Raw genomic sequence first — 15,722 nt, 5'->3', positions numbered from 1 at the left:
ATCTAAAATGAAGACCAAAGCCCTGTTACTTTCCTTAGTGATGGCCCTCTCTGCCTCGCTAAATGCCCAGATTGAATGCCTTGAAGTACTCAATTTTGATCTCCCAGATAGCCTTGAAGTTTCTTGTGATTCGTGTATAACGCTCACCACAAGTTTCCCTCAACTATTCAATACCAGTGAATATGTTGTGGAAGCAATAGACGATGCAACGCCTCCTTATCCACTGAACCAAGGTAATGTTGTGGTCAGTACCACTGATGATATCTGGTCTCCAGCGATTCCAATGGGCTTTTCATTCTGCTTTTTCGATAATGCTTACAGCAGTATCGTCATAGGCTCGAACGGTATCGTCACCTTTGATTTAGGTGACGCAGATGGGGGATGTCCATGGTCGTTCACTGCTCAAGCACCAAGCGCTGCACTCCCGAACAACGCGATATTCTGTCCGTTCCATGACATCAACCCAGCGACCTGTGGAAGCGTTCGTTGGGAAATCTATGGTGAACAACCATGTCGAACCTTCGTGGTAAGTTTTGACGACATCTGTATGTTCTCATGCACTTCACTTCAAAGTAGCTCTCAGCTTGTTTTGTATGAGTCAACGAATGTTATCGAGGTTTACATCGTGGAGAAAAATGCCTGTGGGTGGAACAGTGGAAGCACTCTCATAGGTATTCAGAATGATGCTTCGAATGTAGCTTACACTCCTCCTGGACGTAACACAGGTAATTGGACGGCCTTTAATGAGGCTTGGCGCTTCGTACCGGATGGCGATGCTACCGGATCTGTAACATGGTATGAAGACGGAATTGAAATTGCTACGGGCGATTCATTATCAGTATGTCCAGACTCTGCTACTACTTATGTCGCAGCTTTGAACTATGACTTTTGCGCTGCACCCCTTGCTGGAGATGATTGCGCGAATTACGCTATCAATGTCAGCAGCGGTACTTGGCCAACTGAGGTAGATTGGGATTTGGTGAATGAGAATGGGGTGACGGTACTTTCGGGTGGAGCTCCTTACAATCAAACGGCCTGTCTTCCGAATGGTTGCTACACCTTGAACATGTTTGACTCCTTTGGAGATGGCTGGAACGGTGCGAACTTCACTATCTCCGGAGAAGACGGAATCATCGCCACTGCTACGGTGCCAAGCGGTAGTTTCGGCACTGCCAACTTCTGCGTAGATGATTTCATACCTATTGACGAAGAAGAGCCTGAGCCCATAGAGGCTTTCCTCATTGATTCAACTTTCGTCGAGGTGCTCTTTGATGATATTGATCCTGGCCTTATGCCTGCGCCCATTTTATGTTCGTATGATGAACTCTATCAGTTAGAAGCGGTAGATTCAACGGGCGTTTGGGGTTCAAATTGCGATGATTGTTTAGATGAGAATGGTCTTTTTGATATCACTAGCGTGGAAGTGGGTACATATACCATCACATACACGGTTGAAGGCGCTTGTGGCCCTGTGGTCGATAGCACGGAGGTCGTAGTTGAAGACCCACCATTAATTGCGTTGGAAGGTCCAGAATTCTTATGTGTATTCAGTGATCCGGTGGCCATTCTGCCGAATATTGAAGGGGGAGTTTTCGAGGCTGATTGTGGTGATTGTATCGATGAGAATGGAGTGTTCAATCCGCAAGGTTTGACACCTGGTACCTATACTATTTCTTATGCAGCTGGTGTCAATTGTTTCGCTAGCGCGGAATACGAGATTGTCATAGAAGAAACACTCGACCTTGGAGTGTTCTATGATCTGCCTGATTGCGAAACTATAGTGATTGACTTTGGTGAAGGGTTCGAACAATCAGGAACATGGAGTGCAGACTGTGGCGATTGTATCGATGAGAATGGAGTATTCTCTGGTCCAGATGCTGGTCCTGGTTTCTGGACGGTCACTTTCTTGCCTGATGACAACTGCGCAGTAGAAGCCTTTGGATATATCGAACTGTTGCCAGAAGTTGATGCTACGATTAATACCACGCCAGAACTATGTGAAGATGGAGAGGTTGTGGGATTAAGTGCAAATAATCCGAACGGTGTTTGGGGCGCTGATTGTGGCGATTGCATTACTCCCCTGGGAGACTTTGACCCTACGGTGAGCGGACCGGGTACTTTCAATATTTCTCATAGTGTCGACGGCTACTGCAGTGATTCAGACAACTCAACAATCACGGTCTTGCCGAGGCTGAATGCCTATTTCAGCATGCCAGATTATCTCTGTCTGGATCTACAGGAATTTGTACCGGACGTACAAGATGAGGGAGGTGAGTGGTCTGCTACTTGTATGACCTGTATTGACGAAGAGTCAGGAGTGGTTGATCTTCTAGCTGCTGGGTCTGGTGAACTCACAGTCACCTATACGCTCGATGGATTGTGTGGAGATACGCACCAAGAAGTAGCTGAATTAGCTCCTTGTTCCATTATCATTCCAAACATCTTCTCTCCGAATGGAGATGGGATCAACGACTTCTTGCGTTTTGAGAACCTTGAGTTCTTCCCAGGATCTTCATTAGAAGTGAGAAATAGATGGGGTGTGCTGGTCTTCCAGTCAGACAATTATCAAAACAACTGGAGGGCAGAGGAAGTGAGTCCAGGCACTTACTATTTCGTTCTGAGAAGAAGCGACGGAGAAGTACATACAGGAGATGTCACCATCGTGCTCAATTAATTACAAGGAGCTCCGAATCCTCCCAAGACAATTAAGAGGTCAGTGGCATTGACGATGTTATCACCGTTGACATCCGCTTCGCAACTGACCGAGTTGATGAAGATACACGAACCGTCATCTAGCGTGGCATTCATGTCGTAGTTGTCTGCGTCTGCGTAAGTACAACCGGGAATTCCTTGGTCATAAGTACAGCTACCGTCATCAACTGTGGCCGTTGGGTCATAATTTTCAGCAGAAGGGTAGGTGCAGCCCAATACTCCTGGGTCGAAAACACAAGATCCGTCGTCTACGGTCGCTAGTGGGTTATAATTGGCTGCGGCTTCATAAATACAACCAGGAACTACGACAATGTACTCACAAGAACCATCGTCTGTATTTGCATTTATGTCGTAGTTGCTAGCCTCAGGATCAGTACATCCGAGCACCTCCACCCAAAACCAAGCGTTGTAAACTAAGTCTGTAAAGTCAATGTAGGGGTTGCGATTGCCTTGAACTGTTTCAGCGCGATTATTGCGAGTCATTTCTTCCGCGCTAGCGGGATCATCAAGATGCCATTGATACAAGACGTTAATATCAGCTACCAATGAAATATCACCTGCCTGTGTAGGATACATAGTGTAGAAGTAGAAGAGCTCACGCGCAATGTCGCCTTTGTATTCTTCTCTTGGCTCCCAAAGCGAACCTTCTCTTTCACTGAATTCATCAGAATTACCCGGTTCCACGGTAGTGGAGAAATAATCACCGTTGATAGTCACACCATACCAAAAAGCATTGGCATCTGGCACCTCACCGAAAGGGTAATTGGCGCGAGCAGAGTTGGCGCTACCATGCGCAGGTCTGAGGTTGTGTAAATCACTACGCATAGGTGATGCACTGCCGAAGAAACTTTGAGGAACAAGGTGTTCGGCGTTGATAGGGTTAGGGAAGGTCACAAACTCAGCGGCCTGCTGAAAGCCCGTGTAAACGCATTCTGTCATTCCATTATTGGCGTCGACAAAACCGTACATCTGCTCACGTGCACCGTTGTATCCAAGGTCAGAGAAATAACCATCATACCAATTCGACTTCAGCCAGGTGCGAAGGTCTTGCAAATACGTGCCAGCTGGAGGATTGGGTTGAGCGAGGGAGGTCAGACCCAAAAGGACTAATGTGATGGTAAATAGTAAGCTTCTCATTCTCAGTCTGGTTAGTTAGTACAGTGCAACCGGTTTACAAAGATGCATGAAATTCCCTTTCATAATTGACTATCTTCTCCCCCTAAAGGGGGATGCCTTCAGCCTTCAGATTCCCGAATATTGCATTAACACAAAACTTATCAGATATGGCCGCATATGATATTACTTTTTCCGCTACGAATGGCGGACCTCTCAAAATCCTAGTCGATTGTGATGGAGGGAACCTGAAGCTTGCAAAAGCAGGATATTTAAAAACACATAAAGACAACAATGGTAAAGACGTTCACGTCTTTGTAGCGCATTTTGCTGAAACAACCGGTGGGGCTGCTATGCACACTTTCCAAGCGGATGAAATCATTCCGGGAAAAACGGTAATCGCCGATAACACCAGCGATGTTTGGCTAAGCGTAATGACCATTGGTGCCGAGTCTGGTGGCGGTGGAGTGACAACAGAAGAAAAAGACAAGAAAGACGAAAAGATTCGTCTCTAATGAGGTCTGCGAAGACACATCTGATTTTATTGTTCCTGACCGCACTTCTATCAATACAAGTGTCTGGTCAGGAACACCTTGTTTCAAATCAAGAATGCGATTTTGATTGCCAATTGATCTTGGCAAAACGCATGTTGAGTAACGATGCTGACAGCAGTTACATGTATGCGCTAGAAGCGAGAAAACGAGCACTCAACCCTTTTGATCCATTCAAATTTGTCTTTGCAACATCTATGATTGCGAAGGTTCACCGCTATACTGGTTCCACTCTTGAGAGTATTTCAGCCGTGGAAGAAGCGCAAAAATTGGTGAACGAAAAGGCAGACGAAATTCCTGAACAAGACCTTGTCGAAGTGAATCAGATGCTTCGCGCAGTCATGGCATTCAATCAAGTCGGTCGAGCCCAGGAAGTTTATTCTTCAGTGAGCTTCTCTGATGGAGAGAGAATTGCAGCAGATCAAGAAGCAGAATTCAAAGCAATCATCAACGGAATTGATGGGTTCAGATATCCTGGTTTTAGAGGACACATTTACTTGGCCGAGGCGATCCGTCACAAAGTGCTTTTCAATTCTGACTCTACGCTCAAATATTCCAGCCTAGCTGCAGACGAATTCCGTTTAGCTAATGACACTTCAGAGCTAGCTAATACATATATCCTCAGTAGTCTAGCCTTCCATCAAAAAGACGAATATCTCAAGATGTTGTTGATGCTTGAAACAGCAAAAGAGATTGTGATGGAGTTAGATGAGCAAGGTCAAATGGGAGTGATTGCTAGCTTAACAGGAAAGGCCTACGGGGAATTATCAGGCTCAGAATCTGCATTGGAAATGCTACAGTCAAGTGACTCGTTGCTACAGAATTTGAAGGATCTAACCTCTCAGAAAATCGTACTCAAGAATCTGGCGAACCTAAGTGAAGACTTAGGTCTGTACGAGCAAGCACTAGATTATTTCCGTCGTCTTAGTGAATTGAATCTTGCTGAGCAGACAATCAACGCTAATGTTGAGATCGAAGAAATTCAAGCGAAATATGACGTAGCAGAAACGAATCGCCAATTACTTGAAAGCGAAAGGGAAACTCAAATGGCGGTGGGAGTGTTGCTGATTTTGCTCGTTTTACTCCTAGCAGGCGTTGTTATCTTCTTAGTTTACCGTAACAAACAACGAACGAAGACGCTTGCTCAGGAACGCCAAATGAGTGAACTAATGCGTCAACAAGAACTAGTAGCTGTGAACGCGATGCTCGAAGGACAAGAAACAGAGCGTAAACGTATTGGTCAAGATTTGCATGATAACATCGGGTCATTGCTTGCAACAGCTCGAATGCAAGTCAGTGCTGCTAAGGATGGTCAAAATGAACAGATCGATAATGTTTCTGAGATCTTAGATGAAGCTGCTAGTGAAGTACGTAAAATCTCTCACAATCTAGTAAGTGGTACGCTTTCAAAATTCGGATTGATACCAGCAATCAAGGAGTTGGCTGAGCGTATTGATACCACCACTGATCTTGAAGTGTCCTTCACATCCATCGGAATGGACGGAAGGCTCAGCGCCATGCAAGAAGTCAATCTCTACCGCATTGCACAAGAACTGATTTCGAATGCGATTAAGCACTCATTCGCTAGTAAGCTAAAGATCAAGGTGCAAAAGCAGTCCAAAGAGATCCTTCTACAGGTCAAAGACGATGGTATCGGACTGTCAAACGAAACGAATGCCAACCTTTCAGGGGTTGGGCTAAAGAATATTCAAGGACGAGTGAATGCGCTATCTGGAAGCTTTAACATGGTTTCAGAACCAGGCAAAGGAACCCAGAGTAACATTCGAATTCCAATAACTGAAAACATCCCTGTCCATGCCGAAAACTAGACTATTCATCGTTGATGATCATTCAATGATCATTGATGGTATCTCAGCCATGTTCGAAAGCGATAAAGAAATTGAAATCGCCGGATCCGCGAATACCGTAGACTCAGCCTTAGAGAGCGTTGAGAATACTTCGTTTGATGTGTTGATCTTAGACATCCGTATGGGAAATGAAGAGCGCAGGAACGAACCCGATGGGTTTGATATTCTTCGCGCGGTGAAACAGAGCAAACCCGATGTAAAGACCTTGATGCTTACCATGCATGAAGAGCCTACCTACATACGTACAGCGATGGATGAAGGAGCTAACGGTTACTTGCTCAAGAACACTGGGAAGACTGACTTCAAAAAGGCCATCGAGACCATCATGGCAGGTGATTTCTACCTCAGCGGTAAAGTGGCTCAGAATCTTATTGGATTCAGAGGGGAGGGGCAAGCACCGACACAGGTCATCGAAATTTCGAACCGTGAGTTGGAGGTGATTCAGTTGATCTGCGAGGAAAAAACAACAGAAGAAATCGCGAACTCTCTTGATGTTCAGGTGAGTACCATCAAATCACACCGCAAGAACATCCTAACAAAATTAGGGGTGCGTAATGTAGCGGGATTAGTGCGTTATGCGATGGAACATGATCTTATCGATTGATTTGTGACTTAAGTTCAGGACATCCGTCTTAAACATAAGCTAGTCATTAAGTAACCTTTTGTTTATTGCTTAACTCGACATTTAACTCATGTCTAACATCCCATCGAAATCATCCGAATCAGAATTTGTGACCAAGCCTGGGTCTTTGCTCGGAAGCTTGGTGTCTAAAAATGAAGAAGCTTCAAAAAAGAAAGAGCAATCTCCCTCTTCTTCGAAGCTTCCTAAAGCTGATTAACAAGGAGTTTAGAAAATCTTCTCGTAAAGTTCTTGTTCCTTCTTGATGGCCTGTTCGCTTCGTTCAGTGAGGCCCAAGATCTCATATACATTCCCACTGATGGCAGATGCAATGGTGCCGGTTGGAAGGTCATTGCAGTCTAGTCCGAACGGGTCTTCAATTTCTTCTCCCATCATTTCAATTCCGATGAAAGCGAAGAAGACGAAAGTCACTGCAAGCACGCTCCAGTATTCCATGTCTTTCACCAAAGCGAATGGAAGAAGTAGTGCGTAGGCCGTGATGAAAATCTTCATGAAGATCGCATAAGAGAAAGGGATAGGGGTCTTCTTGATACGTTCACAAGCACCAAGGATGTCAAGTAACGACTGGTGTGTTGGACGAATATTCAGCACATCCATGTCTGTAATCTCTCCTGCGCGGTATTTCTCCTGCAAGACTCTCCAAATCTGAGAGGCGATGCGATTCGGAATGTGATCATAATGCTTGTAGTGCAGGATTTCATCTTCCGAAAGTTCGATGAGGTTCTCCAACTTAGTTCCATCACGAAGGTGCTCAACGAAGGCGAAACAGAAATTGGAAATATGTTTCGCGAGGTAGCGTCGAGTTTCCAGATCTTCCGCAGGCAACATGTTGTGAGCGTATAGGGCCATGTTACGGCAATTATTCACCAATGCACCCCATTGTTTACGTCCTTCCCACCAGCGATCATAAGCCGTATTGGTACGGAATACCAAAAGGATACTCAAGACAACCCCGAGAAAGGTAAACACCGAAGCTGCTGAAGACATCGAAGCCTCCGGAATAATTTCAATGTGAAAAGCTGCTACTGCCAACGTGTAGGCGGCAACCATCAGACTGGCTCTTCCTACTTTCACCATCGTCCAGCTTTTCGCTAGATGACGGATATCTCCAAACCAGTTCTTGTTACTCTTATATACGATCATGATTCTCCTAGGTATTTATGGACGAATGAAATGGCCATTGTACCTTCGCCAACTGCTGATGCTACGCGGTTCATTGCCCCTGAACGAACATCACCTGCAGCAAACACACCCGGAACATTCGTCTCCAAAAGGTAAGGATCTCGCTCAATGCTCCAAGCCTGAGAAGGTTCGGTGACATTGAGGTCTCTACCTGTCTTTACAAATCCTCTTTGGTCGCGACTCACCATCGAAGGAACCCATTCTGTGTATGGCTTGGCCCCGATAAAAATGAATAAGGCGCGAGCTTCACGTTTCTCTTCGTTGCCATCGTGATTGATGACCAATTCTTGAAGTCTTCCATCACCGTGCGCGGAAACAATCTGTGTTCGTCCCATCACTTCGATGTTCGGAGTACCGTCAATCTGGTCGATCAAATACTGAGACATCGAACTAGAAAGGTCATCCTTACGAATCAAAATGTGCACCTTCCGTGCAAACTGACTCAAGTACATCGCACCTTGTCCGGCTGAGTTACCTCCACCGACAATGTAAACATCACCATTCTTGCAATTAGCAGCTTCTGTGGTAGCAGCACCGTAGTAGATTCCAGCTCCTGTAAAGTCGCTGATACCTGGGGCTTGAAGCTCTCTGTAGTTTACACCTGTAGTGATCACGACTGAGCGTGCATTGATGGAAACTCCACTCTTCAGATGCAGAATCTTGTATTGGTCTTTGATTTCAATTTCAGAAACCTCTTGTGGACTCAAGAACTCAATTCCAAAACGCGTTGCCTGCGTAATCGCACGACGCGCAAGGTCTTTTCCGCTGAGGCCTGAAGGGAATCCTAGATAATTCTCAATACGTGATGAGGTTCCTGCTTGTCCGCCCGGAGCCTTCTTTTCAATAAGCACGGTTTTCAGTCCTTCCGAACCACCATAGACTGCCGCGGCTAATCCTGCAGGACCAGCACCAATGATCGCGACATCGTAAGTGTCAGAATCCGGATTAGGGTGCAAACCAAGACTTTCCGCGATAGCGTTTAAGTCTGGAGCAACCAGTACTTCACCCTCTTCTTTAACTACAATTGGAAGATCCTTGGCAGTGAGTTTATTCGCCTCCATGAACTCAGTGGCCTTTTCATTGGCTTCGTAATCAATCCATTCATAAGGGAATAGATTCGCTGAAAGGAAGTCTTTGATTTGGTGGGAGAGAGGCGAGAACTGATACCCAATCACACGAAGTCCTTTGAAGTTAGGACGATACTGTGAAAGCCAGTCTCCGAGTAGGTCATCGATTACCGGATAGAGTCTTTCTTCGGGTGGATCCCAAGGCTTAAGCAAGTAGTAATCCAGTTGAACATCGTTGATGGCTTTAATCGCAGCGTCAGTATCGCTATATGCCGTCAAAAGCACGCGACGTGATTTTGGGAAAATCTCTCTGGCTTTTTCGAGGAACTCAACACCGAGCATTTCAGGCATCTTCTGGTCACTCAAGAAGAGGGCAACTTCCTCCCCCTTGTTTTTGAGGTCGACCAATTCCTCCAGCGCTTCATTGGCAGAATCTGTGCTAATGATGCGGTATTCTTTTCTATATCGAGAGCGAAGATCACGAACCACCGCACGAAGTACCTGCGGGTCGTCATCGATCGCGAAAATGATTGGCTTCTCCATTAGTTCATGATTGGGAGTCTAACTTCAAATCTAGTTCGCCCAGGCTGGCTGTTTACAACGATCTCACCGCCGTGCTTTTTGATGATCTTCATCACCACATCAAGACCTAGCCCGGTTCCTTCACCCATGGCTTTTGTGGTGAAGAATGGTTCAAAGATGCGTGTTTTTACATCCTCTGGAATTCCAGGTCCATTGTCTTCGATACAGATGCTCAGCATACCTTCTGTTTGGAAGGATACGATACGCACCCGACCTGGCTTGTCCTTCATGGCATCAATCGCATTATCAATGATGTTGGTCCAAACCTGATTCAATTCACCCGGCAGTCCTTTGACCTTTGGTACGTTATCCCCAAGGTCAATTTCGATTTCGTGTCCACCTTTCTTGATCTTGTGATTCAGCATGGTAACAGTGCTTTCAATTCCTTCACTGACATCCACAGGCTGAAGGTCTTGGTCACGGTCCATGTATGAATAGGATTTCACCGATTTGATAATGCCAGCAATACGTTCAGAGGCTTGCTCAATTTCATCAACCATACGATCAGTAGTAAGATTCTGGTTCATCCAATTGATGACTGCAGGTAAGTCTTTGTCTTTCACTACTTCTGCAACCTCTTCAAAATCGTCAACGGTGAATCTGTATTCCACGAAGTTCTCGGCGCTTTCGAATCCATCTTCAACACCATGGTCTTCAAGCCAATCTGCGATTTCATCTTCTAAGCGATTTCGGTCGCGTAGACTCAATCGTTCTTCCGGCTTTGCTTCCACCTTAGTGAAAAGCAGTTTGCTCACTTCATCGGTAATTTCAGGAGTGACGTCAATTTCCATCACCTGCTTGAATCCTTCAGGAACTTGCTTCAAGTGTGATTTCAACGCTTGCGAACTTCGCACTATGGCTGAGGCCGGGTTGTTCAATTCATGCGCTAAACCAGCACTGATTTTACCCAATGCCATCAGTTTTTCATTCTGCATACGCGATTGAGAAAACTCCCGCACCCGAGAAGTCATGTGGTGAACAAGGGATGCAGTCAGCTCATAGTGGTTTTGAATCATTGCTTGGAGCTGGTCTCGATGGACTGAAAAGACACGGGTAGGCTTAACAGCCATTCCATCTCCGTTGGCATGAGTTAGGCGGCTATATGGAAGAAGACCGGTAATCGAGTTTTCTTCAAAACTGCCGAAGTACTTTTTACTTTCGTTGGGATACCCGTAGACGTCAATTTTTCCAGAAAGAATCAGCGTCATATGATCTGAGGCCTGACCGCGTCGGAAGATAAATTCATTGGGTTCGAGTTCGATCACTTCCCCAACTTCAATAAGCCAGTTCAACTGATCGTCAGGCACCTCGTCAAATTCCTTGAATTTTCGAAGGTCATCTAAGGTTATAGGTGTCATAATGGGAAGACAAAAGTTGAGAAAAAAAGTTGGACGAACACGAACGAAATGTTAGCCTTTGTGAAATCTGAGTTATTCCACTGGTTTCGCTATATTTAAGTACCTAAAACGCCGAACCTTGAATTGCCTTAAACTGCCCTTGCTTTGCTTGCTTGTGTTCTGCTGCCTTAGCGGAATATCCCAAACAGTCTGGCTTCGATCAGCCGGAGGAGGAAGCAGCGAAGAAATCCTAGATATTGATGAGTCCGGAAATAGCAGTATCGTGGCCACTGGCTATTTCAATTCTACCTCTGATTTTTGGGGAGAGTCTCACGTGAGCTCCGGAGTGAGTGACATTTTCGTTTCTAAATTGAGTACCGGAGGTTTTGCTCAATGGACTCAATCCTTTGGCGGCAATGGTCCCGATCGAGGCATCGCCGTTACGGCTACAGGAAACGGTGAGGTCTTGTGTACAGGATTCTTTTCTGGAACAGTAGACTTTGGAATAGATCAACTCACCGCAGATGGTGATTCCTTGGATATTTTCGTCCTCAAACTTGATGCTGCCGGTGTACCATTGTGGGTCCGCCAAGCTGGGGGAATAGGAAATGACATTCCTACAGGTATAGCTGTAGACTACGAAGGCAATGCCTTCGTCAGCGGTTTCTACCGAGGAGAGGCGCTCTTTGGGGATGATCAGCTAATCAGCGAATTCTATGGAGGTACCGATAGCTATTCTGTAGATGGCTTCGTGGCTAAAATTGACCCTGACGGGGAATGGCAATGGGTTCAAAACGTTTCCAGTGATGAAGACAACAGATGCCTCGATGTTGTCTGCGACGATGATGGCAACGTATACATGACTGGACAATTCAGCAGTAATTTGACCATAGATCAGTATCACCCGAACGATACGTTCAATGTGGGCATGGTTGTGAAGTTAGATGCTGATGGTAACGAGGATTGGATCAGTATGATGGCCGCCAACTTGACCATTCCTTATGAGATTGAAATGACCTCTGATGGATTCTTGGCTGTTGGTGGAGATTACTTAGGTCAATTGGTGATTATCGATTCCGGAACAACAACGATTCCTTTTGAAGAGGGGAACCATGTTTTCGTTTCCAAGTGGGATCTCAATGGAGATCATCTATGGATTAATAATCTTTCAAGTCTCAATGAAGTCACTGGTCAAGGAATGGCCACTGGTCCGAACGGAGAGATATATCTCGTTGGAAACTTCACTTGTAGCTTTACTGAACTCAGTGATCAACTGGGCGAATCAGCGTTTTACAGTATGGGGTATCGAGATGTTTTCGCCATGGCGGTGTCTCCTGAAGGAGATCATCTTTGGCAACGTCACTTTGCGTCACCCGGAGAAACGTTATGTATGGCAGCGTCAATGCACTTTGCCAATGAACTCATTATCGGAGGAGGTTTTCAGAAGTACTTTCACGTTCCAACAGGAGCAGACTACATTGACTACGTTGAGAATACCTTTGGCGAGGTTCAATCTGGGTTGACAGACAACGATACTCCAGAGTATTGCGATAATACTTTTTACGACGAATTTTTAAGCGTTGAACAGACAGGTTCCGCGGATGGAACGAGAGAGATATTTATTTCTTCATGTTTTAATTCCTCTGCTCCTTTACTTGATTATTTCACAAGAGAAGGAGATGGGTGTGAACTAGTCATCAACGAACACTGCTTGGGTTCCTGGCTTGAGCCTGAATGTCCCGATACGATTGCCATTTGTGATGATCAGCTCGCAATCATTGAATATTTCCATGAAATGGGACCAGAGGGAATTTTTGGACCTTCTTTTGAATTCAACTGGTCCTCCAATTTCTTCTTTATCAATGACGATATTGGGTTTGCATCTAGTGAAGGGTGGTACTGGCTTGAATTAAACCGATTTGATGGATGTTATAGTATGACAGATTCTATCTATTTATTGGTCAATCCTACACCTCCAGACCCATTAATTAGCGACAGTCTCTACATTAATATTGAACAGGAGTTTACTGAAGAAATAAATGTCTGTGAACAGCCGGTCTACCTATGGTCAGATACTTGCTTAAACTGCGAAATCGAGTGGTTGGACGGTATTCCATACGAATATGGGACCGTGGCAACACAAACGGGTGAATATTGGGTCACGGCAATTAATGAGTTTGGATGTACTGAGAGCAACTATGTATATGTAGACTTCGACCTTAATTTAGAACTGTTGGGCAACCCTTCAGAACTCAATATCTATTCAAACGGAACCCTTGTGAGTTCAGATTCACTATTTCTCTGTCTTCCTGATGACATCGATATTATTATTGAGCCTTATCCATCACTTTACCTTCAGAACGAAGATTATTTGGAATATGCGGAATATCAAGTTAAGAAGGACGGAGAAGTCATAATGGACTTTGATGGGTTCTGGACTTTCGAGTTTGATATTCTTGAGCCAGGTTTCTATGAGTTTTATGCTGACCCAGTAGATGTATGGGAGAATCTGTGTGGCTCAGACTCTGCTTTCTTTCTACAACTATATAATTCAATCTACATAGGTCAGCTGGCTTTACCTGAACTTGATTTAGAAGTTGAGATAGATGACCCATTACTTTGTCCTGGATCAAGCACGTTGATTCATTTCTCTGGAGCTGACACCTATAACCCAACAATTTTCGGAGAACACACTGTACTTAATGATAGCACCATCATTGCCTTGGATGCATTATCAGGATGGGTCATCGGTGAATCAGTGTCTAGTGATGGCTGTTCAGAGCAAAGCCAATATAATTTTAGCGTGAGCATCGAACCCGCCCCAACGGTCTACATGAATCCTGAGAATGGAATCGTCTGTCCAGGCGACAGTGTGCAGTTGATTTGTCCACCAGGTTTGGCCTATTCGTGGATTGGTCCATTCAATAACGAAATCAGTACTGATCAAACGGTTTGGGTGACTACCCCCGGCTACTACTATTGTATCCGAGAATCGAATACCGAATGTGTTCAAGAATCGAATTTGATTGAAGTAAGTGAATACACGACCCCAATTCTTGTTTCGGATGCTGGAGAAGACATCTGCACGGAAGCCTCAGTGGTAGTCGATATTCAAACAAATTTTCCCGAAGAAGTCTCTTGGGGCGCTCCTTTCTTTGATGACGCACTCAGTCATGAGATTTTCGATGCAGGAACCTATACCGTAGAAGTTACGGGGTGTGGTATCATAAATGAGCTGGAGATTAATGTCGCTCTCGCGGAAGCGGAAGCTGATATCATTACGGAATCAGCAATACTATGTCCTTTGGATACAACTTACCTCGAAGCCAATATAGTAGGTGAACAGTTGTTATGGTCACCTTTCAATACGAGCGCTCCAATTATCGAAGTCACCGAAGGAGGATGGTTTTATCTCGATGTTATAGATCAATTTGGTTGCACAGCACATGATTCAATTCAAATTGTAGAAGACTCACTCCCGGCGCCGAACATGCAGAACGTTGTGGTGTGTTACGGCGAAGATTATGACCTCATAGCCAATTCGGCCTATGATGTCTTTTGGAGTGAAAACGATAATGGGTGGCCTATAATCTCATCATTGGAAACGTTGAACCTTACGAACGTGACAGAAGAGCAATCTTACTTTGTTTTCAGTTCTGACGGAAGCTGCACAAGTGAGCCACTGTTTATTGAAGTAGGAGTTTCTGAAGCTAATATCTTACCAGATTTTGACTTGCCCGACTCCTTGTGTGTAGGCGGTAGCATCAATATAGATATCGATGAAATCGACTATATCACATACACTTGGGATACGCCGACAGGGGCGGTGAATCAAGCAGACTTATTCATTGACGAAGCTGGATCCGAGGATGCTGGGACCTATACATTGTATTTGAGTGATCCATACTGCAGTGCCACTAGTGCACCGGAAACAATACAGATTTTCGAGAGTAGTATTCAATACATCGATGATGCTCCCGTAGCGCTTTGTGAAGGGGAGGAGTACATTCTTTCCACCCCAATTGAAGCCACTGAATACGTATGGCAAACTCCAGAAGGCACGGTCTACGGAAACCCTTTGGTCATAAATGGAGTGGAGACGACAGATTCAGGAGTGTATAGCCTCGCTGTTTCAGGAGCCGCTTGTTCATTTAGTTTCTACAACACGGAGTTGTATGTTGGGGAGTATCCGGAGTTTTCTTTGAACGATTCTTCACTTACGTGTTATGCTGCATTGTTGTATGCCAGCGTACCTGAAGGTTTTGAGAGCTATGAATGGAGTACAGGTGAAACTGAAACTGAAATCATCGTCCAAGAAACCGGTCCGCTTTCAATTACGATCACCAATGCACCTTACTGCGCTCGAACAGAAGAAATCTACATCGTTGAAACAGATTGTGGTGATGACTATTTCAACATCATTACCCCAAATGCTGATGGAACAAATGACTACATCGACTTTGGATTGCATCCACTAGACTTCCACACCATTAAGATCTACAACCGTTGGGGACATGTAGTTCGTCATCTGACAGGGAACAATCTAAGATGGGATGGCCGTGATGATGACGGAGACTTTGTAAGTGAAGGAACCTATTACTGGATTGGGCAGGCTGTTGTAGGTAAATCGCATGGAGACGTCATGGTGAGGTATTAAAAAAGGGGCCGAA

Annotated in this window: 9 protein-coding genes; 5 read left to right on the top strand and 4 right to left on the bottom strand. The window is 45.1% G+C overall.

Going from position 1 to position 15,722, the window contains the following annotated elements:
• The first annotated feature begins 40 nt into the window (after positions 1-40).
• A complete protein-coding gene (locus RA156_RS08810) occupies positions 41-2,674 on the top strand; it encodes a T9SS type B sorting domain-containing protein (protein ID WP_306639504.1) in 2,634 nt (877 codons plus the stop codon).
• On the opposite strand, the gene RA156_RS08805 is transcribed toward RA156_RS08810, so the two are convergent.
• On the bottom strand, positions 2,671-3,849 hold the full coding sequence (locus tag RA156_RS08805) for an endonuclease I family protein (protein WP_306639503.1): 1,179 nt from the start codon (positions 3,847-3,849) through the stop codon (positions 2,671-2,673). The genes RA156_RS08810 and RA156_RS08805 overlap by 4 nt on opposite strands.
• Positions 3,850-3,995: 146 nt before the next feature.
• On the opposite strand from RA156_RS08805, the gene RA156_RS08800 reads away from it, so the two are divergent.
• Genes RA156_RS08800 through RA156_RS08790 form a run of 3 tightly spaced genes read left to right on the top strand, consistent with a single transcriptional unit; the run spans position 3,996 to position 6,848 of the window.
• Positions 3,996-4,340 carry a hypothetical protein gene (locus RA156_RS08800; RefSeq protein WP_306639502.1) on the top strand — a complete coding sequence of 115 codons (345 nt, stop codon included), beginning with the start codon at positions 3,996-3,998 and terminating at the stop codon, positions 4,338-4,340.
• Positions 4,340-6,205, top strand: a complete 1,866-nt coding sequence (locus RA156_RS08795; RefSeq protein ID WP_306639501.1) for a sensor histidine kinase — start codon at positions 4,340-4,342, stop codon at positions 6,203-6,205. Before RA156_RS08800 ends, RA156_RS08795 begins: the two co-directional genes overlap by 1 nt.
• Entirely contained in the window at positions 6,192-6,848 is a 657-nt protein-coding gene (locus RA156_RS08790; RefSeq protein ID WP_306639500.1) for a response regulator, read from the top strand. The genes RA156_RS08795 and RA156_RS08790 overlap by 14 nt, the downstream gene beginning before the upstream one ends.
• Positions 6,849-7,091: 243 nt before the next feature.
• Here the strand turns inward: RA156_RS08790 and RA156_RS08785 are convergent, their stop codons facing one another.
• The 3 genes from RA156_RS08785 to RA156_RS08775 are packed head-to-tail and all read right to left on the bottom strand — an operon-like array spanning position 7,092 to position 11,073.
• Positions 7,092-8,027, bottom strand: a complete 936-nt coding sequence (locus RA156_RS08785) for a bestrophin family protein (RefSeq protein ID WP_306639499.1) — start codon at positions 8,025-8,027, stop codon at positions 7,092-7,094.
• Entirely contained in the window at positions 8,024-9,676 is a 1,653-nt protein-coding gene (locus RA156_RS08780; protein WP_306639498.1) for a response regulator, read from the bottom strand. The genes RA156_RS08785 and RA156_RS08780 overlap by 4 nt, the downstream gene beginning before the upstream one ends.
• Positions 9,676-11,073: a sensor histidine kinase gene (locus RA156_RS08775; RefSeq protein WP_306639497.1), complete on the bottom strand. Its 1,398-nt coding sequence runs from the start codon at positions 11,071-11,073 to the stop codon at positions 9,676-9,678. The genes RA156_RS08780 and RA156_RS08775 overlap by 1 nt, the downstream gene beginning before the upstream one ends.
• Positions 11,074-11,191: 118 nt before the next feature.
• On the opposite strand from RA156_RS08775, the gene RA156_RS08770 reads away from it, so the two are divergent.
• Positions 11,192-15,709 carry a T9SS type B sorting domain-containing protein gene (locus RA156_RS08770; RefSeq protein ID WP_306639496.1) on the top strand — a complete coding sequence of 1,506 codons (4,518 nt, stop codon included), beginning with the start codon at positions 11,192-11,194 and terminating at the stop codon, positions 15,707-15,709.
• Positions 15,710-15,722 lie beyond the last annotated feature (13 nt).

The organism is Sanyastnella coralliicola, assembly GCF_030845195.1.
Classification (GTDB): Bacteria; Bacteroidota; Bacteroidia; order Flavobacteriales_D; family Sanyastnellaceae; genus Sanyastnella; species Sanyastnella coralliicola.
The sequence above is the reverse complement of the archived record's forward strand: the minus strand, read 5'-3'. Positions and strand labels throughout refer to the sequence as shown.

Coding starts and splice junctions, on each gene's coding strand:
- RA156_RS08810 (WP_306639504.1), top strand. CDS start 41: ATGGCCCTCTCTGCCTCGCTAAATGCCCAGATTGAATGCCTTGAAGTA.
- RA156_RS08805 (WP_306639503.1), bottom strand. CDS start 3,849: ATGAGAAGCTTACTATTTACCATCACATTAGTCCTTTTGGGTCTGACC.
- RA156_RS08800 (WP_306639502.1), top strand. CDS start 3,996: ATGGCCGCATATGATATTACTTTTTCCGCTACGAATGGCGGACCTCTC.
- RA156_RS08795 (WP_306639501.1), top strand. CDS start 4,340: ATGAGGTCTGCGAAGACACATCTGATTTTATTGTTCCTGACCGCACTT.
- RA156_RS08790 (WP_306639500.1), top strand. CDS start 6,192: ATGCCGAAAACTAGACTATTCATCGTTGATGATCATTCAATGATCATT.
- RA156_RS08785 (WP_306639499.1), bottom strand. CDS start 8,027: ATGATCGTATATAAGAGTAACAAGAACTGGTTTGGAGATATCCGTCAT.
- RA156_RS08780 (WP_306639498.1), bottom strand. CDS start 9,676: ATGGAGAAGCCAATCATTTTCGCGATCGATGACGACCCGCAGGTACTT.
- RA156_RS08775 (WP_306639497.1), bottom strand. CDS start 11,073: ATGACACCTATAACCTTAGATGACCTTCGAAAATTCAAGGAATTTGAC.